We start from the raw sequence: 24,436 nt of genomic DNA on the forward strand, positions 1-24,436 counted from the left end.
TATAATTTATTTCGATGAGACAAAAATCTTTTACACTATTTTTATTTTTTGCCCTTTTTTATAATTCTTATTCACAGAATATAAAATTTGCGCATTATAATGACAATAACGGATTGTCTCATAATTCTGTACGCCATATTGTACAGGATAAAAAAGGTTTCATGTGGTTTGGAACGTTCTCAGGATTAAATCGTTTCGATGGTTATCAGTTCAAAAATTACATGAGTTCTACTCCGGGAAAAAATAAATTGTACAATGATGATATCACGGCTTTGGAACTTGATGAAGCTTCAAATCAATTATGGATTGGTACCAGAAAAGGACTGACACTTTTCCAGATGGACACGCATGTTTTTACGACCTTTTTTCATAAAAAAGAAGATCCAAACAGTCTGCCCGATGATGAAGTGAGATCTGTTTATGTAGATAAATTTAAAAGGGTTTGGGTGGGTACCAAAACAAAAGGTATGTATCTGTTTTTCCTGAAAGAAAACCGATTCGAAAAAATTAAGCTTAAAGGTTTTGATTATGTAAAAGAAATTTTTGAAGACAAAAAAGGCAATATCTGGGTTGGCAGTTATGAAAAATCAGGTATCGCAAAAATAACAATGGATGCTAAAGGAGCAATTGTACGAATTAATAATTACACGCTTTCTGTTCCGTATTCCAACATAAAAAATCCATATATTAATTTTATTTACGAAGATGCCAAGTCGGATATTTTTGTCGGAACCCGTGAAGGTTTATATAAACTTGATAAAACCAGTGATCAATTTGTCAATTTATATATAGAAAGCAAACAGATTAGAGGTGCTTTAGGACCTTATTTTTTATCGGTTGCACGCGCTCCCGATGGAAAATACTGGGTTGGAACTTTGGGCGGATTGCTGGTTTGCAATCAATTAGAAGATATTCAAAAGGGAAATTATAAATGGTATTATTCTATTTTATCAGATGATACTTCACTTGTAGATAATTTAATTTCAGCACTTTATTTTGATGCTTCCGGAGTTTTATGGATCGGGACAGAAGATGGTTTGGATAAATACGATCCTTATGAAAATCAGTTCACTTTAAACAAGGATATTTCACGTTCTATAGGTAATCAGGCACCGCGTATTAGAGGTTTTGCTAAAACGTATGATCAAAAAGTGATTGTGGCGACTTACCATAATGGACTTTTTATTTCAAATACAAAAGGCTCAACTCCTTTACATAACACAGGAAAAGATATTGCGAGTATTTATTCTGACGACGGTAAAATCTTTTATTGCGGCCTTTGGGACGGAAATATATTAGTGTACAATTACAGTACAAATTCTTCCAGAGAAATAAAGGCAGGATTTGAAAAATCCCCTGTTTTTGCTTTTACAAAGATTACAGACGATTCGATGATAGTAGGTTCTTTTGGAGAAGGCGCAGTAATTTTGAACACCAAAACGCTGCAAGTAGAAACATCAAGTAAACTTTTACCGGACTTTCAGATTAATGCAATTGAAAGAGATGCTAAAAATAATGTTTGGTTTGCCACAGAAACCGGAGTTGTAAAATACAATATCAATTCTGGAAAAATAGAAACCTATTCGTCGCTTTTTATCAAAGAAAAAGGAGTTCCTCATGATGAAAATGTGAGTGACGTTTTGGTTGATGCAAAAGGCAAAATATGGGCGTCAACACGTTTTGGGCTGTGTTTATATGATCCGAAAAAAAATGAATTTGAACCGGTAAAAAATCTTAAAGAACTTTCCGGGAAATGGATTACTGATATTTTATCAGATACACAAGGAAATTTGTGGCTGAATATCAATAACAATAATATTGCTTTTGTTAAAGCTAATTTAAGGGATATCAGTATTTATCATGTAAACAGCGGTAACAGATTGGACGTTTTTAGTTCAAGCGGCTTTTTTTACTTTAATAATTCGAATATTTTTCTGGGAGGTAAAAATGGAATTATTTCTTTTTCCCCACCAGCAATGAAAAGAAACAAATGGGCGCCGTTGCCCGTGATTTCCGAATTTAAAATTCAGAATGAAGAAGTTTTCCCGGAAATGGAGATTAATGGAGAAATCCCGCTTTCAAAAGATTTGAATTATGGAAATGAAATAGAACTTACCCATAAGAACCGCGATTTTTCGATTCAGTTTTCGGCTCCATCTTTTGCAAACGAAAAGCTGAATAAGTTTCAATATATGCTGGAAGGTTTTGATAAGCAATGGATTACAGTTAATAGTACGTCAAGAATAGTTCAGTATACAAATCTTTATCCAGGAAATTATGTTTTTAAAATAAGATCAAGCAACAGCGACGGATATTGGAGTAAAACAGTTTCATATAAAATAAAAATCCTGCCGCCTTTTTGGTTGACACCCATTTCTTTTATACTGTTTCTTGCCCTTTTATTTGGTGTTTTTTATTTCATTAGAAAAGAAATCAAAAACCGAATTCGTTTAAAACAAGAACTCCTTACTGAGAAAGTAAACAGAGAACACGACGTTAAATTGAATAATGAGAAATTACGTTTCTTTACGAATATTTCGCATGAATTAAGAACACCTTTAACGCTTATTTTAGGTCCGGCGAAGCAACTTTTAGATGAAAGCAGCAATGCTACCGATTATGAAAAAAGCAGATACAATTTAATTTATCAAAATGCCAGCAGATTACTGAATCTGGTAAATCAGGTATTAGATTTTAGAAAAGCGCAGTCAGGTGAATTAAAACTAAAAGTTACTAAAACCGATATTCTGGCTTATTCAAAAAATATTTTTGACTCCTTTAAGGAAATGGCTTATGATAAAAAGATTAAGCTCAATTTTATTACCGAAGATGATGAAATAAACGGTTGGCTGGATAATGATAAGTATGATAAAATCCTGTACAATCTCTTGTCGAATGCATTAAAGTTTACCAATAAAAACGGAAATGTAGACTTGTACATCAGGCTTAAAGATACGGTTGAAGATATTTTAGTGATCGAAGTAACCGATGACGGAATTGGTATTCCTTTAAAAAGCCAGGATAAAATTTTCAAACGATTTTATCAGGCAACAAACAGTAAAGCCCATAATACAGGATCGGGTATTGGTTTGTCATTGGTAAAATCTTTAGTAGCAATTCATAAAGGAATTATTTCTGTAGAAAGTACAACAGGAAAGGGAAGTACATTTAGAGTTGAAATTCCGATTGACCGTGATTCTTACGAGCATAAAGAGGTGTTTGAATATGCGCTTAAAAATGACAGTTTGAGTATGCTTATTCCAGAAAAAGCGGCTAAGAAAATCATTCAAAACACAGATTTAAAAGAAAAAATATTAGTAATTGAAGATAACAGCGAACTTAGAAAATATCTGGTTGACTATTTATCTGATTATTATAAAGTTTATGACGCTGAAAATGGAGAAGAAGGTTTGAAAATCTGTCGACAAATTAAACCAATTTTATGCGTTACAGATGTTATGATGCCTGTTATGGACGGACTGGAGTTTTGTCAACAATTAAAAAATGATGAATTTATAAGCCATATTCCGGTTGTAATGCTTACTGCACTTTCTGAAAACATGGATAAAGTAAAAGGCTATGACATGGGAGCTGATGGTTATTTGGTTAAACCTTTTGAACCACTACTGCTTAAAACAGTTATTGAAAACATAATCAAATCAAGACTAGAGCTTAAACAAAAATTCTCCGGCGAAGTAGAAGGAAAGATCAGCATGCTGACTCATTCGCCAATTGATGAAGAATTTATGGAAAAAGTAACCAATTTAATCAATGATAATTTGAGCGAAGTAGATCTTTCGACAGAATTTTTATGTGATAAATTGGGTGTTAGCTCTTCAAAATTATACAGAAAAATTAAAGAACTAACAGATTTAGCACCAAACGAATTTATCAGGACTATTCGTTTAAAAAAATCAGCAGAACTACTCAAAACTAAAAAGTATAATGTTTCTGAAGTGACTAATTTGGTGGGCTTCAATGATCCTTTGTATTTCAGTCGATGTTTTAAAAAGCAGTTTGGTTTTCCGCCGAGTAAGCTGATTAATTAATTTTCCTTTCGATGTCCCCGTGGTTGAAACCACGGGCTATATTTGAAATGCAATTCCGTAATTTTTTTATTTCAATATTAAAAACATAGCCTGTGGTTTCAACCACAGGAGCGTAATCTATATCCACAATCTAATTTCTTCCCATACGTTTCCCGTGGTTGAAACCACGGGCTATATTTGAAATGCAATTCCGTAATTTTTTTATTTCAATATTATAACATCGCCCGTGGTTTCAACCATGGGAACGCAATGTATATCCACAATCTAATTTCTCCCAATACGTCTCCCCGTGGTTGAAACGACGGGCTATATTTGAAATGCAATTTCCCAATCTTTCATATCTATATTCAAAACATTGCCCGCGGTTTCAACCGCGGGAACGCAATGCATATACATAATGTAATTTCTCAAACTATGTCTCCCGTGATTGAAACCTTGGGAACACACCAAAATAATCAGCTAAATATTTGTAAAAATCCTATAATAATAAAAATTATCCATGTTTTTGATGTATTAATCCATTTTGAACGGTATAGGTAATTCTATTTTTGTCTTTATAACTTTTAATTTTTAGCATTATGAAAAAGCATATAGATACAGATAATCCGTTGAATAATTTAGATGAATGGGAAGATGATTTGTTATTGCGATATCCTGATCCTTCTGAAAGTACGCCCGAAAAACAAAAAGAAGAATTCAGGAATTATGTCGATTCGGAAAGAGTAGAAACAGTTAAGGAATTTTATAGAATAAACCATACCTATCAAACTTATGATTTTGTGTGCAGCAAAGAGCAGGAGTTTCTACAATTCAATAAAAAAGAAATGTCAATCTGGGAAGCCGTTGATTTTTTAAATACGCTGGTAGATGATAGCGACCCGGATATAGATTTAGATCAGACACAACACCTTTTGCAGACTTCTGAAGCCATTAGAGCAGACGGTCACCCGGATTGGTTTGTCTTAACGGGATTTATCCATGATTTAGGTAAAATTTTATGTTTGTTCGGAGAACCGCAATGGGCAGTTGTCGGCGATACATTTCCGGTTGGATGTGCTTACTCAGATAAAATTGTTTATTCAGAATTTTTTAAGGAAAATCCCGATTATACAGACGAAAGATTCAATACCAAATTTGGTGTTTACACCCAAAACTGCGGACTTGATAAGGTAAAAATGAGCTGGGGTCATGACGAATATTTGTATCAGATTATGAAAGATTATCTTCCGGATCCGGCTTTATACATGATTCGTTATCATTCATTTTATTCACAGCATAAAGAAAATGCTTATGCTCATTTAATGAACGAAAAAGACATAGAAATGTTTGACTGGGTAAGAAAGTTCAATCCGTATGATTTATACACTAAAGCTCCGGTTAAACCAGATGTAAAAGCATTACTTCCTTATTATAAAGAATTAGTCGCTAAATATTTGCCTGAGAAGTTGAAGTTCTAGAAATCTCAGAAATTTCATTTGAAAGCTATCTAAAACCAAAATAATGCATAAAATAAAAACCAAAATACTTTTATTAACCCTGCTCGTACTTTGCGGAAATTTTGTTTCTGCTCAGGAACAAGATCGCAACGATTGGGAAAATCCGCAAGTATTTCAAATTAACAGAGAACCGGCTCGCGCTGCCTTTCTTCCTTATGCAGACGAAACTTCTGCAATAAGCGATAAATATGAAAACTCTCCGTGGTATTTCTCTCTAAACGGTCAATGGAAATTTGCGTGGTCGCCAACACCAGATCAGCGTCCGAAAGATTTTTATAAAACAGATTTCAGTACGCTGCATTGGAAAGAGCTTCAAGTGCCGTCGAATTGGGAACTGAATGGTTACGGTATTCCAATTTATACTAATATAACATATCCTTTTGAGAAAAATCCTCCTTTTATCAATCATTGGGATAATCCTGTTGGGTCTTATAAAAAAGATTTTGTTTTGCCAGAAAACTGGAAAAACCGACATGTTTTTCTTCATTTTGAGGCAGGAACAGCAGCGATGTATATTTGGGTAAATGGTGAAAAAGTTGGTTATACCGAAAATACAAAAAGCCCGGCAGAATTTGATATTTCTAAATATTTAAAGCCTGGAAAAAATGATTTAGCTGTAGAAGTTTACAGATGGAGTGACGGTTCGTATCTGGAAGATCAGGATTTCTGGAGACTTTCCGGAATTGATAGAAATGTTTATTTGTATAGCACAGATAATGTTCGCATTTCAGATTTTTTTGCCAAACCAGATTTAGATGCGAAATACAAAAACGGAAGTTTAAATGTAGAAGTAAATTTAAAAAACCTGACAGCAACTATTGTTAGCAATCAAAAATTAATAGCAAAATTAGTAGATGCTTCAGGAAAAAATGTATTTACAAAAGAATTGAATGTCAATTTTGAAGCATCAAAAATTCAGACTTTAAATTTTGCTCAGAATGTTTCCAATCCAAAATTATGGAGCAGTGAAACACCAAATTTATACACTTTGCTTTTGACTTTAAAAAATGCAAAAGGAGATCTTATAGAAACCGTTTCAACTCAAATCGGATTCAGAAAAGTAGAATTAAAAGGCGGACAATTACTGGTAAACGGAGTTAGACTGATGGTTCATGGTGTCAATATTCATGAACATAATCCGAAAACAGGACATTATCAGGACGAAGCTACGATGATGAAAGACATCAAAATGATGAAACAGCTGAATATTAATTCAGTGCGCTGCAGTCATTATCCAAACAATATTTTATGGGTAAAACTATGTAACAAATACGGTTTGTTTTTGGTGGATGAAGCCAATATCGAAAGCCACGGAATGGGAGTAGAAGGACAGCCTGTTATGTGGATGAATCCAAAAACTAATCCGGGTTTTCTTCCGGAATGGAGAGAAGCACATTTAGACCGAATTTACAGCTTGGTAGAAAGAGATAAAAATATGCCATCGGTAATTATTTGGTCATTAGGTAATGAAAGTGCCAATGGACCTGTATTTCATGAAGCCTATAAATGGATTAAAAAAAGAGACAATACAAGATTGGTTCAGTTTGAGCAGGCCAAAGAAAACGAAAACACAGATATCGTTTGCCCAATGTACCCAACAATAGAATACATGAAAGAATATGCGGTACGTAAAGAAGTTACACGTCCTTATATCATGTGTGAGTATTCGCATGCGATGGGAAACAGCAGCGGTAATTTTCAGGAATACTGGGATATCATTCGCGGAAGCAAAAATATGCAAGGTGGGTTTATCTGGGATTGGGTTGATCAGGGATTTGAAACAACAGATGAAGTTGGTAGAAAATATTGGGCTTATGGCGGCGATTTGGGAAGTCAGAATTATACAAATGATGAAAATTTTTGCCATAACGGATTGGTTTTTCCTGACAGAACACCGCATCCCGGAGCATTTGAAGTAAAAAAAGTCTATCAGGATATTTTATTTAATGCAGTTGATATCAAAAACGGAGTGATCGAAATTATTAACGATTTTGGATTTACAAACCTAAATAAATACAACTTTAAATATGAGGTTTTAGAAAATGGAAAAGTAATCAAAGAAGGCACAATCGATGTTGCTTTAAATCCGAAATCTAAAAAACAATTTAAACTTGATTTGCCAAAATTACAGTCAAAAGAAGGGACAGAATATTTACTGAATGTTTTTGCATACACCAAAACGGGTTCTGAATTACTGCCACAGCATTTTGAAATTGCCAAAGAGCAGTTTGTAATCGAAGATTCCAACTATTTTACGAAATCAGAAAAGGCAAATGCAGCCAAAATTCAGGACGAAAAGGAGCAGTTTGTATTGACATCAGATAATGTTGTGGTAAAAATCAGCAAAAAAACGGGATTAATTTCTTTCTATAGTTTAAAAGGCGAAGAATACTTTAAACAATATCCTGAACCTAATTTCTGGAGAGCACCAACGGATAATGATATCGGGAATAAAATGCAGATTAGAACGAATGTTTGGAGAACAGCCGGTAAAAATACCAGTTTAGAAAGCATTCAGCAATCGGAGGAAAACGGAAAGCAATATATCGTTGCCAAATTAAAACTAAATGATGTCGCTTCTGATTATACCATCAAATATTCATTAGGAAATGACGGTGCTTTAGAAATACAAGCATCTTATAAAAAGGGCAATAATCCGGTGCCGGAAATCCCTCGTTTCGGAATGATTTTCACCTTAAAAAACACATTAGAGAATCTGGATTATTACGGAAGAGGACCGTTAGAAAATTATTCAGATAGAAAAACATCATCATTAAAAGGAATTTATTACAGTAAAGTTGCAGACCAATATGTGCCTTATACACGCCCACAAGAAAATGGATACAAGACCGATATACGCTGGTTTAAGTTGTCAGGCAATAATGGAAATGGCCTGGAAATAAAAGGTCTGCAACCTTTATGTATGAGTGCTTTAAATAATTATCCGAGTGATTTTGACGGAGGAATTTCTAAGAAAAACATCCACTCCAGCGATATTACGCCACGCAATGAAGTTGTAGTTTGTGTTGACCTTGCCCAACGTGGTTTAGGTGGAGATAATAGCTGGGGAGAATATCCACACGAGCAGTATTTATTGAAAAATAATGAATACAGCTACGGATTTATTATAAAACCAATTTTTTAAAGTATTCAGTTTTTAGTCTCAGTATTCAGCCCCGGTTTCCACTGAAATACTGAGATTGAATACTATCAACTGACCACTGAGACTGAATACCGAATACTGAGACTAAAAACTGAACACTATCAACTGACCACTGAATACTTAAAAAATGAGTAACACTACAAAAGGAAGATTAATTTCTTTGGATGCGCTTCGCGGATTTGTTATGTTTTGGATTATGAGCGGAGAACATATTATTCATGCTCTTGCCAAAGCTGCCCCAATTCCCGTTTTTATCTGGATGTCATCGCAATTGCATCATGCAGAATGGAATGGAATTACGTTTTATGATATGATTTTTCCTGTTTTTCTGTTTGTGGCAGGAGTTTCAATGCCGTACTCTTTTGAAAAGAAAATGGAACTCGCTGGTGTAAAAACGCCGCAGGAATTACCAAGCAACGAAAAGAAGAAAATTTACTTATCAATGCTCAGAAGAACCTGTATTTTACTGGTTTTAGGATTTGTGGTAAATGGATTATTGCGATTCGATGGTTTTGATCATACCCGTTTTGCAAGTGTTTTAGGAAGAATTGGTCTGGCTTGGTTTTTTGCAGGAATCATCTATTTAAATTTTGACATTAAAAAACAATTAATTTGGTTTTTCGCTATTATGATTGGCTATTATGCCGCAATGAAATGGATTCCTGTTCCTAATTTTGGTGCAGGAGTTTTGACCAAAGAAGGATCACTGGAAGGATATATTGATCGTTTGCTTTTACCAGGCAGGCTGCACAGTACCGTTTATGATCCGGAAGGAATATTTTCTACCATACCTGCTATTGCTACAGCATTATTAGGTGTTTTTACAGGAACATTTTTAAAAGCAAAATTCTCTTTTTCTATAAAAGTAAAATTGCTTTTAATGGCTCTTACGGCATTAGTTCTGATTATGGCAGGATTGCTTTGGGATATTAATTTCCCAATCAATAAACATTTATGGACGAGTTCATTTGTATGTTTTGTTGGAGGATTTAGCATTTTGTTTTTTGTCTTTTTTTATTTGATAATTGATTTTTTTGGATTTCATAAATGGGCATTTCCATTAATATTAATCGGTTCAAATTCTATTTTGATTTACATCGCTGCCGAAGGTTTAGTTGATTTTAAACATACAGCAGATTATGTTTTTGGCGGACTTATCAATTTTACGCCGCTTGTATGGCAGCCTTTTTTTGCTGCTTTATCAGTAACCGTTGTACAGCTTATTTTACTTTACTTTCTATATAAAAGAAAATGGTTTCTAAAAATTTGAGAGACATTCAAATTTAAATACATTTTACTATCTAACCACACAATAACCACACTATTATGAATGTATTACAAACCGCAGATTACATTGTTTTCTTTATTTACTTTGTCATAGTCACGGCTTATGGAATGTATATTTACAGAAGCAAGAAAACCGCAGCAACCAGTTCCAACGAATATTTTTTAGCCGAAGGATCGCTTACCTGGTGGGCAATTGGAGCATCACTGATCGCTTCTAATATTTCGGCAGAACATTTTATTGGTATGAGCGGTTCTGGTTTCGCAATTGGACTTGCAATTGCTTCTTACGAATGGATGTCTGCAGCCACATTAATTATCGTGGCGATGTTTATTTTACCCATTTATCTTAAAAATAAAATATTTACCATGCCGCAGTTTCTGGCCAAAAGATACAGCGGGACAGTAAGTACCATTATGGCTATTATTTGGCTTTTAATTTATGTGTTTGTAAATCTTACTTCTATCATTTATTTAGGTGCTTTGGCTATTTCATCAATTGCACCTGTAAGCTTTCAGTTTTGTGTTATTGCGCTAAGTTTATTCTCTGTAATTGTAACTTTAGGCGGAATGAAAGTAATTGGATACACCGATATGTTTCAGGTTATCGTTTTAATTCTAGGAGGATTAGTAACCACTTATTTGGCATTGACTTTACTTTCGGATCAGTTTGGTTTTGGAAAAGACATTCTAAAAGGACTGTCTATCATTGCCCATGAAGCGCCGGGACATTTACATATGATCTTAGAAAAGTCAAATCCGCATTATACTGAATTGCCGGGAATGTCAGTTTTAATCGGAGGTATGTTAATCAATAATCTGGCGTATTGGGGATGCAATCAATATATTGTTCAGAGAGCTTTAGGAGCCGATTTAAAAACAGCCCGAAAAGGAATTTTATTTGCCGCTTTTCTAAAATTATTAGTTCCAATTATTGCCGTTTTACCGGGTATCGCAATGTTCGTAATGCATTCAAACGGAATGTTTCAACAGGAAATGGTTGATGCTGCTGGAGTTTTAAAACCAGATCAGGCTTATCCAACTTTAATGAATTTACTTCCTGCGGGATTAAAAGGTGTCGCTTTAGCCGCTTTGACAGCAGCAATTGTAGCTTCTTTGGCAGGAAAAGCCAATAGTATTTCGACTATTTTTTCTTTAGATATTTATAAAAAATATTTCAATTCGCAGGCGTCAGAAAAAAAACTGGTACGTACCGGAAGATGGTGTGTGGTTGTCTGTATGATTATTGCAGCTATTGTAGCTCCGGCATTAAAATCATTAGATCAGGCGTATCAATTTATACAGGAATATGTAGGCTTCTTTTCACCTGGTGTTTTAGCGGTTTTCTTACTGGGAATGTTCTGGAAAAAAACAACACCATCAGCCGGACTTGCAGGTGCATTGTTAACAGTGCCTCTCGCTGCCATATTGAAATTCCTGCCAATGTGGACAGATGGCGCTTTTCCTGATTATCCTTTCTTAGACCGAATGACTATTGTTTTCTTTTTAATTGTGTTTATAATGGTTGGTATTAGTCTGGCAAATCCAGCATCTGAAGAAGAAGCTGAAATACATAAAATAGAAGTCGATAATTCGATGTTTAAAGTGTCATCAGAGTTTATTGTAGGATCATTTATTATCTGCGGAATATTAGTGGCTTTATATACCGTTTTTTGGTAATTTTTATTTTGCCACAAAGCCACAAAGGCTCAAAGTTTATTTAAAAAGAATAAATTGAAAATTGCTTGCAAAGGATTGAGGCGCAAAGTTTATTGAAAGAAACTGTAGAGAAAAAAGCTTAGCGACTTAGTGTCTTTGTGGCATAAAAAACAAAAAGAAATGAAAAAGAAATCTATAATCGCGATCCTAATTTTTTGTCTTTCCCTGACCGTTTCGGCGCAAAAGATATTTGACATTAAAAAATATGGCGCCGTAGGAGACGGAAAAACTTTAAATACAAAAGCAATTCAAAAAGCGATTGATGCGGCTAACAAAAATAAAAGCGGAAGAGTTGTATTTTCTAAAGGTGAATTTTTATCAGGAAGTATAGTCTTAAAAAGCGGCGTGGAACTGTTTTTTGAAGAAGGAGCAATTTTATTAGGAAGCACCAATCCGGATGATTACCCGAAATATGAAGGAATAAGAGCTTTAATTTTAGCTAATGAATCAAAAAATATTGCGGTAAACGGAAAGGGAATTATAGACGGACAAGGAAGAGAATTGGCATTGGCAATCGATAGTCTGCATCATACAGGAATTCGAATTGATCCAAAATACAATTACAGAAGAATGCGTCCTGAAGATGGAAGAGGAAAACTGATTTCGTTTGTAAAATGCGATTCTATAACAATGATCAATATCACATTAAAAAACAGTCCGGGTTGGGTGCAGTGTTTTACGGAATGCAAAAATATTGTAATTGATGCTATGAAAGTCAATAGTACCGCTTATTGGAACAATGATGGAATTGATGTTAACGGATGTGAAAATGTTCGAATTACAAACTGCAATGTAAATGCCGCAGATGACGGAATTTGTTTAAAATCGGAGTCGCCGGGATTGCAGAACAATAATATTTACATTGCAAACTGCAGAATTAGATCAAGTGCCAATGCTGTTAAATTTGGTACAGGATCTTATGGTAGTTTCAAAAACGTAACCGTTGAAAACATAGAAGTTTTCGATACTTTTAGATCGGCAATCGCAATTGAATCTGTGGATGGAGCCGAGATTGAGAATATTAAAGTTTCAAATATTACGGCCGTAAATACAGGAAATGCGATATTAATTCGTTTAGGCCACAGAAATGGAGATAAGCCGGGTTATATCAAAAATGTATCTATTAAAAATGTAAAAGTGCAGGTTCCTTTTGGTCGTCCTGATATTGATTATGATTTGCGCGGACCAGAAGTTGATTATTTCCATAATCCGTTTCCGGCTTCTATTGTGGGAATTCCGGGGCATTTGATAGAAAATGTGACTTTAGAAAACATCGAAATTACGTATCCGGGAAGAGCTTCTAAAGGAATGGCGTATCATCCTTTAAGCCGATTAAAAGATGTAAAAGAAAACATAAATGGTTATCCCGAATTTTCCATGTTTGGAGAATTACCTTCTTGGGGATTTTATGTTCGTCACGTAAACGGAATCGAAATGAAGAATATAAAACTGATTTTAGAGAAAGAGGATTTTCGTCCAGCTTTTGTTTTTGATGATGTAAAAAATCTTATGATGAAAGCTATTGATATTCCTTCAGACAAAACTAACCAGATTATTTTTAAAGATGTTTCATCAAGCAATTTAGACAGTGAATCTTTAAAACAAAAAATAGAACCGGAACAAAATAAATTTGAATTGCCTGCGCATTGAAATTTTGCCACAAAGGCTCTAAGGCGCAAAGTTTTTTTCACGCAGATTTAAAAAAGATTCACGCAGATTCTGCAGATTTTTTTTAAGAAATCTAATTAAATCTGCTAAAATCTGCAGAATCTGCGTGAAACAAAAAAACGCTTCGACTTTGCGAGATTAAAAAAATAAACCAAAAACTTTGTAGACTATCTTAAACAAGGTTTTTAATAAATAATAAGTAATGAAAAAGAAATCTATAATCGCGATCCTAATTTTTTGTATTTCCTTGACAGTTGCAGCACAGAAGGTTTACGACGTTAAAAAATACGGAGCAAAAGGAGACGGAAAAACCAATGATGCAGCCGCTATTCAAAAAGCAATTGATGCCTGCACTAAAACGGGCGGAAGAGTTTTAATTCCGGCACCTTTTACCTTTTTGGTCGGACCAATTGATGTAAAGTCAAAAGTTGATTTGCATATCGAAGCCGGAGCAAAATTATTGGCAAGTCCGGATGAAAAATTATACACCAAAAGCGCTTTCAGAACCAATCCGGGAGAAGGGACAATTTGGATTGGAGGAGAAAATGTAGAAGATTTTACCATTAGCGGAAGCGGAAAAATAGATGGAAACGGAATTTCTTTTATGGGTGAAGAACTGGAAGATTCTTATGTATTGAAACCTTTTAATGTACTTGATCCGCGACCACATGTATTGACCATTATTGGCGGAAAAAATATCAGAATCAAAGATGTTCATATCGGAAATTCGGCTTATTGGACCATTCATTTGGTTGGCTGTAATGATGTTGTTATTAGCGGTATTACTTTGTTAAACAGCTTAAAAGTCCGTAATAGTGACGGTATCGATTTGGATCACTCTAAAAATGTGAGAATCAGCGATTGTTATATCGAAAGCGGCGATGATTGTATTTGTTTGAAAAACAGAAGAGAATTTGAAGAATTTGGAGCCTGCGAAAATATTACGGTGACCAATTGCACGATGACGAGCAGCAGTTGTGCCATTAAAATTGGTTCAGAAAATATGGATGCGATCAGACAAGTGGTTTTCAATAATTGTATCATTAAAAACAGCAATCGCGCGTTGGGAATTCAAAATCGAGATGAAGGAACAGTTAGCGATGTTATTTTTTCTAATATTATTATCGAAGGTAAATTAACGACAGATACCTGGTGGGGAAAAGCAGAACCCATTTATGTAACGGCTTTTAGCAGATCAAAAGGAAATCATAAAGATGCCAACTGGCGTTTTCCAAAAGGAGCTACAGAAGGAAAAGTAGGCGAAATAAAGAATATTTATTTTTCTAATATTCAATGCACAGGAGAAAACGGGGTGTTTGTAAGTGGCGAATCTAAAGATAAAATCAAGAACATTGTTTTTGATAATGTGAGTGTTTTTATTGATAAAACAACCTCTTTTCCTGGTGGAGTATATGACAGACGTCCCTCTAATGTAGAAGGTTTTGTAAAAGGAAGCACTTCGGGATTCTATTTTGATTCGGCAGAACGTATCAAAGTGCAGAATTGTACCGTACAATGGGGAAAAAACAAACCGGAATATTTTAAATACGCGATCGAAAGTAAAAATGTAGATGATTTAATTGTAACAAATTTAGACGGACAATCAGCTTTTCCTGCTAAATTAGAGGCAGTAAAAAAATAATTCCTTCCATTCCAAAAACTATGAAAAATAATATCCTTAGAACATTCACCATTGGTATGCTTTTAAGCAGTTTTTATGTAAATGCTCAAAAAACAATTTTAGAAGTTGATGCCACGAAAACCGTCACCAAAATTCAGCCTACGATGTTCGGTTTGTTTTTTGAAGATATCAATTTTGCTGCAGATGGAGGATTATATGCCGAATTGATTAAAAACAGGTCTTTTGAATTTGATAAACCTTTGATGGGATGGGAACAGCCCAATACAAAAAGATCTTCTTTGAATAAGGAATCGGGTAGTGCAGCACCAATTAAAATCGAGGCAAATAATACTGTTTTTTGCAGAGTAGAAATTAATAACGCTAAAGGTTACGCTTTAATAAATGAAGGCTTCAGAGGAATGGGAGTGAAAAAAGATGCAAAATATAACCTTTCATTAAAAGCAGCCAATCACAATTCGGCAATTCAAAAGGTTATAATCCAGCTTATTGATAAAGATCAAAAAGTAATTGGAGAAACGAGTATTGTTCCAAAATCAGATCAATGGACGAATTATTCGGCATCAATTACAGCAACTCAAACTGAAGCAAAAGCAAAATTAAAAATAACTTTCGAAGGAACAGGAACGATAGATTTAGATATGATTTCGCTTTTTCCGGAAGATACCTGGAAGAACAGAAAAAATGGTCTTCGTAAAGATTTGGTACAGCTTTTATATGATATGAAGCCCGGATTTTTGCGTTTTCCAGGTGGTTGTATTGTTGAAGGAAGAACATTGTCTGATCGTTATCAATGGAAAAAATCGGTTGGAAATGTAGACAATAGAGAGACAAAGATGAACCGCTGGAATGTAGAATTCAACCATAAACAAACACCCGATTATTTTCAAAGTTTTGGTTTAGGATTTTTTGAGTATTTCCAACTTTCAGAAGATATTGGAGCAGAACCATTGCCAATTTTAAGCTGTGGAATGGCCTGCCAGTACAATACAGGCGAATTGGCACCTATAAACGAACTAGATCCTTATGTACAGGACGCTTTAGATTTAATCGAATTTGCCAACGGTGCCGTTACGACCACTTGGGGGAAAATCCGTTCCGATATGGGACATCCAAAACCATTTAATCTAAAATATATTGGAGTTGGAAACGAGCAATGGGGGCCAGATTACATTGACAGATACAAAGTTTTTGAAAAAGCAATTAAGGCAAAATATCCAAATATCATAATTGTTTCAGGAAGCGGGCCTTCACCTGCAGGCGAACATTTTGATTTTGCTATGCAGGAACTAAAAAAACTAAATGCAGAATTGGTAGACGAGCATTATTACGAAAGCCCGAAATGGTTTAGAGAAAACGCGGGTCGTTATGATAATTATGACAGAAAAGGTCCAAAAATATTTGCAGGAGAATATGCCGCACAAAGTGTTTCAGGCGCAAATCCGAACAACAGAAATAATTGGGAATGTGCTTTTTCTGAAGCCGCTTTTATGACTGGATTAGAAAGAAATGCAGAAGTAGTTCATTTGACATCTTACGCACCTTTAATGGCGCACGAAGATGCCTGGCAGTGGACTCCAGATATGATTTGGTTCAATAATTTACAATCTTACGGTTCAGCAAACTATTATGTACAGCAGTTATTTTCAACTAATAAAGGAACAGATTTGTTAAGTATTACCAAAGAAGGAAAAGCTTTAACGGGACAAAATAGTTTATATGCTTCTGCAGTAAAAGATGCGAACAGCAAAGAAATAATTGTGAAATTGGTAAATACAGCCGAATCAGGACAAGATGTTAGTCTTGATTTAAAAGGAACTAAATTAGGATCAAAAGGAACAATTATTAGACTTGTAAGTTCAAATACGCAAGATGAAAATACATTTGCAGATCCGAAAAAGATAACTCCAAAACAAAGCGAATACAAAATAACAAAAGGAAATCAGCAATTAAGTCTTCCGGCTTATTCGGTGACTGTTTTAAAACTCAAAATGATTTAATAATTTTATTGGCTTAGAAAATAATTTTCAATCTAAAATTAAAAAAGATGCTCTACAATTCTCTTAAAAAAAGCTTTTTTCTTCTATTAGTAATGGCAGGATTTTCTTCCTATTCGCAGGATTTAAAATTGCAATACAACCAGCCCGCAGTTGAATGGACAGAAGCTTTACCAATAGGAAACGGCACATTGGGAGCAATGGTTTTTGGAAGAGTAGATTCTGAATTAATTCAGTTGAATGAAGCGACTTTGTGGAGCGGCGGACCTGTGGCGAAAAATGTAAATCCGGATGCTTTTAAAAATCTGGCGCTGATTAGAGAAGCACTTACGAATGAAGATTTTGAAAAAGCATATAATTTGACAAAAAATATGCAGGGTGCTTACAGCGAAAGTTTTATGCCGCTGGGAGATCTTATTTTAACACAAGATTTTGGCGGACAAAAGCCTGATCTTTACCATAGAAGTCTTGATCTGCAAACCGGATTGGCGGTTACCAATTTTAGCGTTAGCGGAGTAAATTATAAAAGAGAAATATTTGCTTCGGCACCTGCACAATGTATTGTTATTAAACTTTCGGCAGATCAGTTAAAAAAACTTTCTCTTACAATTGATGCTTCAAGCCTTTTAAGAAATCAAAAAACAATACAAAATCAGTCGTTGGTTTTAAACGGAAAAGCACCATCTCATTCAGACCCAAATTATATTGATTACAACAAAGAACCGGTTGTTTATGAGGATGCTACGGGCTGTAGAGGAATGCGTTTTGAATTGATTATAAAACCAATTATAAAAGATGGAGAAGTAAGTTCTGATGGAAACAAACTAGTGATTAAAAATGCATCTGAAGTATTACTTTTTGTTTCAGCAGCAACCAGTTTCAATGGATTTGATAAATGCCCGGACAGTCAGGGAAAAGACGAACATAAATTGGCAGAAAGTCCAATTAAAAAAGCTTCTGCTAAAAAATACGATAGTTTATTAAAAGAACATATTGCAGATTTTCAGCATTTCTTTAACAGAGTTTCATTACAACTTAATCAAAAAGAAACCAATAAATCAAACCTTCCAACAGATACAAGATTAGAAGAATATGCAAAAGGAGAAAAAGATGCGGGGCTTGAAGCTTTATTTTTTCAATACGGACGTTATCTTTTAATTTCTTCATCACGCACACACAATACGCCAGCCAATTTGCAGGGAATTTGGAACAATAAACTCCGCGCGCCTTGGAGCAGTAATTATACAACAAACATTAATTTACAAATGAATTACTGGCCTGTAGAATCAGGAAGTTTATCTGAATTGTTTTTTCCGCTTGACGAATTTATCAAAAATGTTTCTGTAACAGGAGCTGAAACCTCCAAAAGTTATTATCATGCCAACGGTTGGGTACTGCATCATAATTCGGATATATGGGCAACCACAAATCCGGTTGGTGATTTTGGAAAAGGAGATCCGATGTGGGCCAATTGGTACATGGGCGCCAATTGGTTAAGCAGACATTTATGGGAACATTACCAATATACAGGCGATGTGGCATATCTTAAAAAAGTATATCCAATAATAAAAGGTGCAGCAGAATTTAGTTTAGACTGGCTGCAAAAAGACAAGAATGGTTATCTGGTAACCATGCCTTCGACATCACCGGAAAACAAATATTTTTATGATGGAAAAAAAGGAGGTGTAGTAACTACAGCTTCGACGATGGATATTGGAATCATAAAAGATTTATTTGAAAATACCATTGAAGCCTCTAAAGTGCTCAATACTGATTTAGAATTCAGGCAAACTGTAAGCCAGGCGGCAGACAAATTACTTCCTTTTCAAATTGGCAGCAAAGGACAGCTTCAGGAATGGTATAAAGATTTTGAAGATGAAGATCCGCATCACAGACATACTTCGCACCTTTATGCATTACATCCGGCTAATTTAATTTCGCCGTTAAAAACTCCGCAATTAGCTGAAGCTGCAAAGAAAACATTAGAACTTCGCGGTGATGATGGTACTGGCTGGAGTTTGGCGTGGAAAGTAAATTTGTGGGCAAGACTTTTAGATGGAAATCATGCTTATAAATTATTCAAAAACCAATTGAGGTTAACAAAAGATAATGATCCGAAGTACAGCAGGCATGGAGGATGTTATCCGAATCTTTTTGATGCTCATCCGCCTTTTCAGATAGATGGTAATTTTGCCGGAACTGCGGGCGTTATTGAGATGTTAATGCAAAGTCAAAATGAAGAAATTCATTTGCTGCCGGCTCTTCCAGATGCCTGGACAGACGGTGAAATAAAAGGTATTACGGCAAAAGGTAATTTTACTGTAGCTATAAAGTGGGAGGGTGGTAAAATGACACAGGCAACAATTCTGTCTAATAATGGTGGTAAATGTTCTGTAAGAGCTGAAACACCATTTGTAATTGAAAAGCTTAATATCAAAAGTGAGAAATCGTCTATTGGTTATACTGCAGTATTTGAAACTAAAAAGGGAATTTCATATATTGTAGTACCCTCCAAATAGACTTTCTGGGAAAAGTATATAATATTATTGTGAATAAATCTCTCGCAAAGACGCAAAATCGTAAAGATTTTGTCATTTCGACGAAGGAGAAATCTCCACAAGTAACTCCGCAAAGAGAATCCAATCTTTGTCGAGCTTCTCACGGAGATTTCTCCTTCGTCGAAATGACAATATTGTGTTTAAATTCTACCAATATTTAACTTCTGACGGAGTACTAATAAATATCTCGGAGAGATTACATATTGGTAGAAATCAATTATTTGTTCCATTTTTTGTCCCGTAGGGACTACACTTATTAATTAGCTTGAATTAATTACGTAATATCTCTCTTCTGAATGATATTCAATTCCTTATTAAAAGAATTTCTGTATTTTTTGATATACTCTGAAGGTTTCATCCCAAACAATTTTACGAACTGTTGACGGAAATAACGCTGATCTTCGATACCAACCTGAGGCCCAACCTGTGCGATGTTAATGTTTTCTGTAAGCATAATTACGGCAGCTCTGCGGATCCTGATCGACCTGATAAAAACATTTACAGTTTGCCCTGAAATTGCTTTAATCTTTTTGTAAAGACTAGAATGACTCATGCCCATTGCGGCAGAAAAACTCTTTAAATTAAATTCGCTGTTTTCAAGATTGGCCTCGACGATTTCGATACATTTATCAAGAAATTCTTTGTATTCAACAGGAACTTTATTGACATTTTCACGAAGTGTTATGCTGTCTAAGAAATACTTGCGTAATTGCCCTCTGTTTCGAAGAACAGCATCGACGCGTGCCAGAAGTATATTGCTGTCAAAAGGTTTGGTAACATAATCGTCTGCACCTTCGGTAATGCTCTGCAAATGAATATCATTGCTGGTTGTAGCTGTGAGCAATATCACCGGAATATGGCTTAAATCATCATTTTGTTTGATTTTTTTACATAAATCCAAACCGTTCATGCCTTCCATAGAAATATCGCTCAGTACAATATCAGGCATGTGTTTTTCAACAAGTTTTAATCCTTCAATTCCATTTACTGCCGAATACACAATATAGTTTTTGGTGAAAAGCTGTACCAGATAATGATTCATTTCAGGATTGTCTTCAACGATTAAAAGTACTTTTTTCGTACTGATTAATGCTGACTGTATATTTTCAGGATTTGTAGGTTGATTTGTATTTTGATTATCTGCCGGCATTCCTTCAAGAAGTTCCCCTACAAGAGGCGACATTTGCGGATGATTGTCATTGATGTTTATTTCTGCAAAATGACTTTTTCCTTTTGGAAGCACAATAGTAAACGTAGTGCCTTTTCCAACTTTACTTTCACATTTTATTTCGCCATGATGTTTAGTCACAAAATATTTGGCAACATAAAGACCTATTCCAAAACCATTGCTGGCTTTGGATTGAACTTGTTTGAATTCTTCAAAAATAGTATCAATATCATTCTTATCAATTCCGCTGCCGGTATCCGATATAATAATAGAAACATCAGCCGTTTTCTCTATTATCTCAATACTTATAGCTCCTTTATTCGGGGTAAATTTGAAAGCATTTGAAATTAAATTGAAAAGTGTAATCTCTATTTTTTCGTAATCGCCATATATTTCAACGGGTGTTTTTTCTTCAATAAATTCATAATTCAAACTTTTAACCGCTGCCATTTGCGTAAAGCTTTCGTAGATTTCGCGGCACAAACTGTTTAGATTAATCTTAGAAATTTTGAGTTCATCAAGATCCGTTTCAGCTTTTCTAAACAATAGCAACTGATCCGTAAGACTCAATAATCTTTTGGCATTTTTATAGGCAAGATTCAGATCGAGATCATCTTCAGAACGGGATTTTCTGTCGATTGCACTTTTTAGCGGATTTATAATTAAAGATAGGGGAGTGCGCAGTTCATGAGCCATATAAGTAAACATAGAAAACTGCTTTTCGGCATGTTCCTTGTCTTTTTTATGCTCCATACGGGTCAATTTTATTTCGTAGCGAAGTCTTTCCTTATTTTTATGATACCTTACATAGGCATAAATGGCACCGGCAGCAGCAATAAGGTAAAAAGTATAAGCCCACCATGTTCTGTACCAGGGCGGAAGGATTTTTACCGTTGCCAGCGTTACTTCATTAGTCCAGTTTCCAAAAACATCGGTTGTTTTTACTTTAAAAATATAGGTTCCTTCTGTTAATCGGGAATAATTTGCCCGGTTATTTTTGGAGGTATAGTTCCAGTCTTTGTCCCAGCCTTCAAGAAAATAAGCGGTATTAATTTTTTCGGAATTGACATAATCAAGATAAACAAAATCAAAACTCAATGCTGATTTTTCATAAGGAAGTTCGGCACCGCTTATCATTTCGAGTTTTTTTTCCGTGATATAAGGACTGTCTAATTTTAAGGGTTGATTGTTTACCAGTAAATCATTCAATAAAAATTTGCCCGTATTTTTTTTGTCTTTTATATTATCAGGATCAAAAACATTGAATCCATTTATACCGCCAAAAATAAATTCTCCTGTCGAAAGTTCCGTACCGGCATTCCAGCTAAATTGACTGCCCTGAAGTCCATCAGAAACACCAAAGTTTCTAAAAGTATTGTTCTTCGGATTCAATCTTGAAATTCCGTGATAGGTACTCATCCATAAATTTCCTTTTTTGTCTTCAAGAAGGCGAAGGATTGTATTGCTCGAAAGACCATTTTGTGTGGTATATTTTTTGAAAGTGCCTGTTTTTGCGTTGAAAAAAAGCAGACCGCCTTCGACAGTACCAATCCAGAGATTTTTGTTTTGATCTTCGGTTATACATCTGATAGTATAATCGGAATGGTAGTTTTTTATTTTTTTTATTTTTGGATTTATTTCAAAAAAAGAATTGAAAGTTCCGCCCCAGATTTTTCCGTCTTTGGTTTCGTAAAGGCAAGTTACATCGCGCAAAGTATTACTGTAGCAAATGAATTTATTTTGTTTTCTATCCAGTTGATATAGCGCTCCGCCGTTAGTAACAGCAAGCCACAACGTTTTTTTCGAATCTAAAAACAGCAGCCACGATTCCTGTTCTGCTTTTTTAGTAAACTGATTATAAATGGAGAAATTTTGAATTGCTTTAGATTTTGGATCAATACGGCAGACTCCGCCTTTCCACATCGCCACCCAAATGGCATTATCAGCATCCCTGACAATACTTGTAACAAAATTGCTCTGAATTTTTCTCCCGGCAGATGAAGTTGTCGAGTAAACATCGTAGGTATTTTGTTTTCTGTTCCAGTATCGCATTCCGGCGCCATCAGTACCAATCCAGATATTTTTCTTTTCATCTTCACAAAAAGAAAGCATGAAATTTGCGGCAGGATCTTCGTCTTCTTTATTGGTTAGAGGATCCTTGCTTTTAAAATGATTAAAATCGAGCGGTTTTTTCCCCATCATGCTTACGCCGCCACGCAGGGTTCCAAACCACATTTCTCCGGTTTTACTTTCGAATATATCATACAAAGATGTACTGTTAAGCAATGAAACCGGACCGCTGGCACGATATAAAACTGGTGTAGTCTGATTTTTTGTAATGGTATAAAGACCTGCACCGTCAGTAGCTATCCAGAGTCTGTTTTGTTGCTGATAAAAATCGCGTACGACTGTTTTTTCCAGAAAGTAATTTTTAGAATAACTATTCAGATTATCATTATATAAGTAAGCGCCTTCGTCTGATCCAATCCAGAGCCCTTCATTTGTTAGTTTAATGCAATTTGCACCTGTAATTGTATTGTTGAGAAGCGTTAGTTTATTTGATTTAATATCGTACTGGCAAAGACCTGTTCCGGTTATAAAAACGTAGAAGATTTGTTTTTTTGCATTATAAGCTATTGATCTTGCGATATAATTTAATTTTCCGTTGAAGGGTATTGCCGTTCCAATTTTCTCACCTTCCTTATAAAGAACGATTGCCTCTTTTGTAGCAACGAGAATGATATGTAGAGAATGTACCGCAATGATTTCGTAGGCGGTAACGTTTAAAGGTTTTATTTTTTTATTCGTATCATAATATTGCAGCGGACTAAAAGAAGATCGTTCTGCATTAAAAACCACTGGTCCTGCAGTTGTTCCTACCCACAAATTGTTTTCAAAGTCACCTTCGATACAACTAATGGCATTTCCCTGAATCGAATTTGGATCGGTATGAATATGGCGGTAAATCTTAAAATCATTTCCATCATATCTGTTCAATCCATCAAAAGTTCCAAACCACATATAGCCATTTTGGTCCTGATATATAGAGGCAACAGAATTGTTTGAAAGTCCTGATGAAATATCAAGATGTCTTATCGGGTAATTCTGTCCAAATGCATTTATATGCAAAAGACTAATAACAAGAAAGAACGTTAACTTATTCATAGAATTTTTTTTTATAAAGCACGTTGCTCTTTGATATACGAAAAATGGAAGAGTTGTGATCTAAATGCGGGATCAATTTTTATGTGAATATATTTCAAACTGTATACTTTGCGAAATTAAAACAATTATTATGTAATGTTTAAAAAACACTACTGGTTTTTTTAGATAGTGATTACCTGTTGGGCGCAATTTTTTCTAACACATAGAAACATAGATTTAATGATTTTGAAAAGATAAATCAAAAGAAACTAGTTTCTCACACATAGTCCCGAAGCAGAATGTCATTGGTTAAGCGGAAATCTATAAAATCACTACAGTTTAATCAGGAAAATAATTAGAAAAATCCGTTTTTTATCAGCGTTTTCGCTTTAGCGAATCAGTAAAATCAGCGTCTAATTTTAACGCGGATAAAGCAGATTTACTTAGTAAAAACGCGGATAAAAACGGATTCTATTTGCAATAATTTTATTTTCTAAAAGCTTAACTTAATTTAAAAAATAAGATTTCAAGAATTTTTAAGCTGTTTTTTG

10 protein-coding genes are annotated in these 24,436 nt (G+C 34.8%); 9 read left to right on the forward strand and 1 reads right to left on the reverse strand.

Going from position 1 to position 24,436, the window contains the following annotated elements:
* The first annotated feature begins 14 nt into the window (after nt 1-14).
* The 9 genes from AC4FQ3_RS19590 to AC4FQ3_RS19630 all read left to right on the forward strand — a co-directional run bounded on the left by AC4FQ3_RS19590 (nt 15) and on the right by AC4FQ3_RS19630 (nt 19,534).
* On the forward strand, nt 15-4,049 hold the full coding sequence (locus AC4FQ3_RS19590) for a hybrid sensor histidine kinase/response regulator (RefSeq protein ID WP_491182977.1): 4,035 nt from the start codon (nt 15-17) through the stop codon (nt 4,047-4,049).
* A 578-nt stretch (nt 4,050-4,627) separates the two neighbouring features.
* Nucleotides 4,628-5,506, forward strand: a complete 879-nt coding sequence (locus AC4FQ3_RS19595) for an inositol oxygenase family protein (RefSeq protein ID WP_491182978.1) — start codon at nt 4,628-4,630, stop codon at nt 5,504-5,506.
* 43 nt (nt 5,507-5,549) lie between these two features.
* The gene (lacZ, locus tag AC4FQ3_RS19600) at nt 5,550-8,690 is read left to right on the forward strand and encodes a beta-galactosidase, LacZ type (RefSeq protein WP_491182979.1); all 3,141 of its coding nucleotides are present in this window, start codon (nt 5,550-5,552) and stop codon (nt 8,688-8,690) included.
* Nucleotides 8,691-8,835: 145 nt separating this feature from the next.
* Nucleotides 8,836-9,978 (forward strand): acyltransferase family protein, encoded by a 1,143-nt coding sequence (locus AC4FQ3_RS19605; protein ID WP_491182980.1) that lies wholly within the window; start codon nt 8,836-8,838, stop codon nt 9,976-9,978.
* A 56-nt stretch (nt 9,979-10,034) separates the two neighbouring features.
* Nucleotides 10,035-11,672 (forward strand): sodium/sugar symporter, encoded by a 1,638-nt coding sequence (locus AC4FQ3_RS19610; RefSeq protein WP_491182981.1) that lies wholly within the window; start codon nt 10,035-10,037, stop codon nt 11,670-11,672.
* A 159-nt stretch (nt 11,673-11,831) separates the two neighbouring features.
* Nucleotides 11,832-13,361 carry a glycoside hydrolase family 28 protein gene (locus tag AC4FQ3_RS19615; protein ID WP_491182982.1) on the forward strand — a complete coding sequence of 510 codons (1,530 nt, stop codon included), beginning with the start codon at nt 11,832-11,834 and terminating at the stop codon, nt 13,359-13,361.
* Nucleotides 13,362-13,581: 220 nt separating this feature from the next.
* Nucleotides 13,582-15,021 carry a glycoside hydrolase family 28 protein gene (locus AC4FQ3_RS19620; RefSeq protein WP_491182983.1) on the forward strand — a complete coding sequence of 480 codons (1,440 nt, stop codon included), beginning with the start codon at nt 13,582-13,584 and terminating at the stop codon, nt 15,019-15,021.
* 20 nt (nt 15,022-15,041) lie between these two features.
* A complete protein-coding gene (locus AC4FQ3_RS19625; RefSeq protein WP_491182984.1) occupies nt 15,042-17,018 on the forward strand; it encodes an alpha-L-arabinofuranosidase family protein in 1,977 nt (658 codons plus the stop codon).
* A 47-nt stretch (nt 17,019-17,065) separates the two neighbouring features.
* The gene (locus AC4FQ3_RS19630) at nt 17,066-19,534 is read left to right on the forward strand and encodes a glycoside hydrolase family 95 protein (RefSeq protein ID WP_491182985.1); all 2,469 of its coding nucleotides are present in this window, start codon (nt 17,066-17,068) and stop codon (nt 19,532-19,534) included.
* A 313-nt stretch (nt 19,535-19,847) separates the two neighbouring features.
* Here AC4FQ3_RS19630 and AC4FQ3_RS19635 read toward each other — a convergent pair whose 3' ends face one another.
* A complete protein-coding gene (locus tag AC4FQ3_RS19635) occupies nt 19,848-23,906 on the reverse strand; it encodes a hybrid sensor histidine kinase/response regulator transcription factor (RefSeq protein ID WP_491182986.1) in 4,059 nt (1,352 codons plus the stop codon).
* Nucleotides 23,907-24,436 lie beyond the last annotated feature (530 nt).

This window comes from Flavobacterium sp. AK-345, from assembly GCF_058310175.1.

Coding starts and splice junctions, on each gene's coding strand:
- AC4FQ3_RS19590 (WP_491182977.1), top strand. CDS start 15: ATGAGACAAAAATCTTTTACACTATTTTTATTTTTTGCCCTTTTTTAT.
- AC4FQ3_RS19595 (WP_491182978.1), top strand. CDS start 4,628: ATGAAAAAGCATATAGATACAGATAATCCGTTGAATAATTTAGATGAA.
- lacZ (WP_491182979.1), top strand. CDS start 5,550: ATGCATAAAATAAAAACCAAAATACTTTTATTAACCCTGCTCGTACTT.
- AC4FQ3_RS19605 (WP_491182980.1), top strand. CDS start 8,836: ATGAGTAACACTACAAAAGGAAGATTAATTTCTTTGGATGCGCTTCGC.
- AC4FQ3_RS19610 (WP_491182981.1), top strand. CDS start 10,035: ATGAATGTATTACAAACCGCAGATTACATTGTTTTCTTTATTTACTTT.
- AC4FQ3_RS19615 (WP_491182982.1), top strand. CDS start 11,832: ATGAAAAAGAAATCTATAATCGCGATCCTAATTTTTTGTCTTTCCCTG.
- AC4FQ3_RS19620 (WP_491182983.1), top strand. CDS start 13,582: ATGAAAAAGAAATCTATAATCGCGATCCTAATTTTTTGTATTTCCTTG.
- AC4FQ3_RS19625 (WP_491182984.1), top strand. CDS start 15,042: ATGAAAAATAATATCCTTAGAACATTCACCATTGGTATGCTTTTAAGC.
- AC4FQ3_RS19630 (WP_491182985.1), top strand. CDS start 17,066: ATGCTCTACAATTCTCTTAAAAAAAGCTTTTTTCTTCTATTAGTAATG.
- AC4FQ3_RS19635 (WP_491182986.1), bottom strand. CDS start 23,906: ATGAATAAGTTAACGTTCTTTCTTGTTATTAGTCTTTTGCATATAAAT.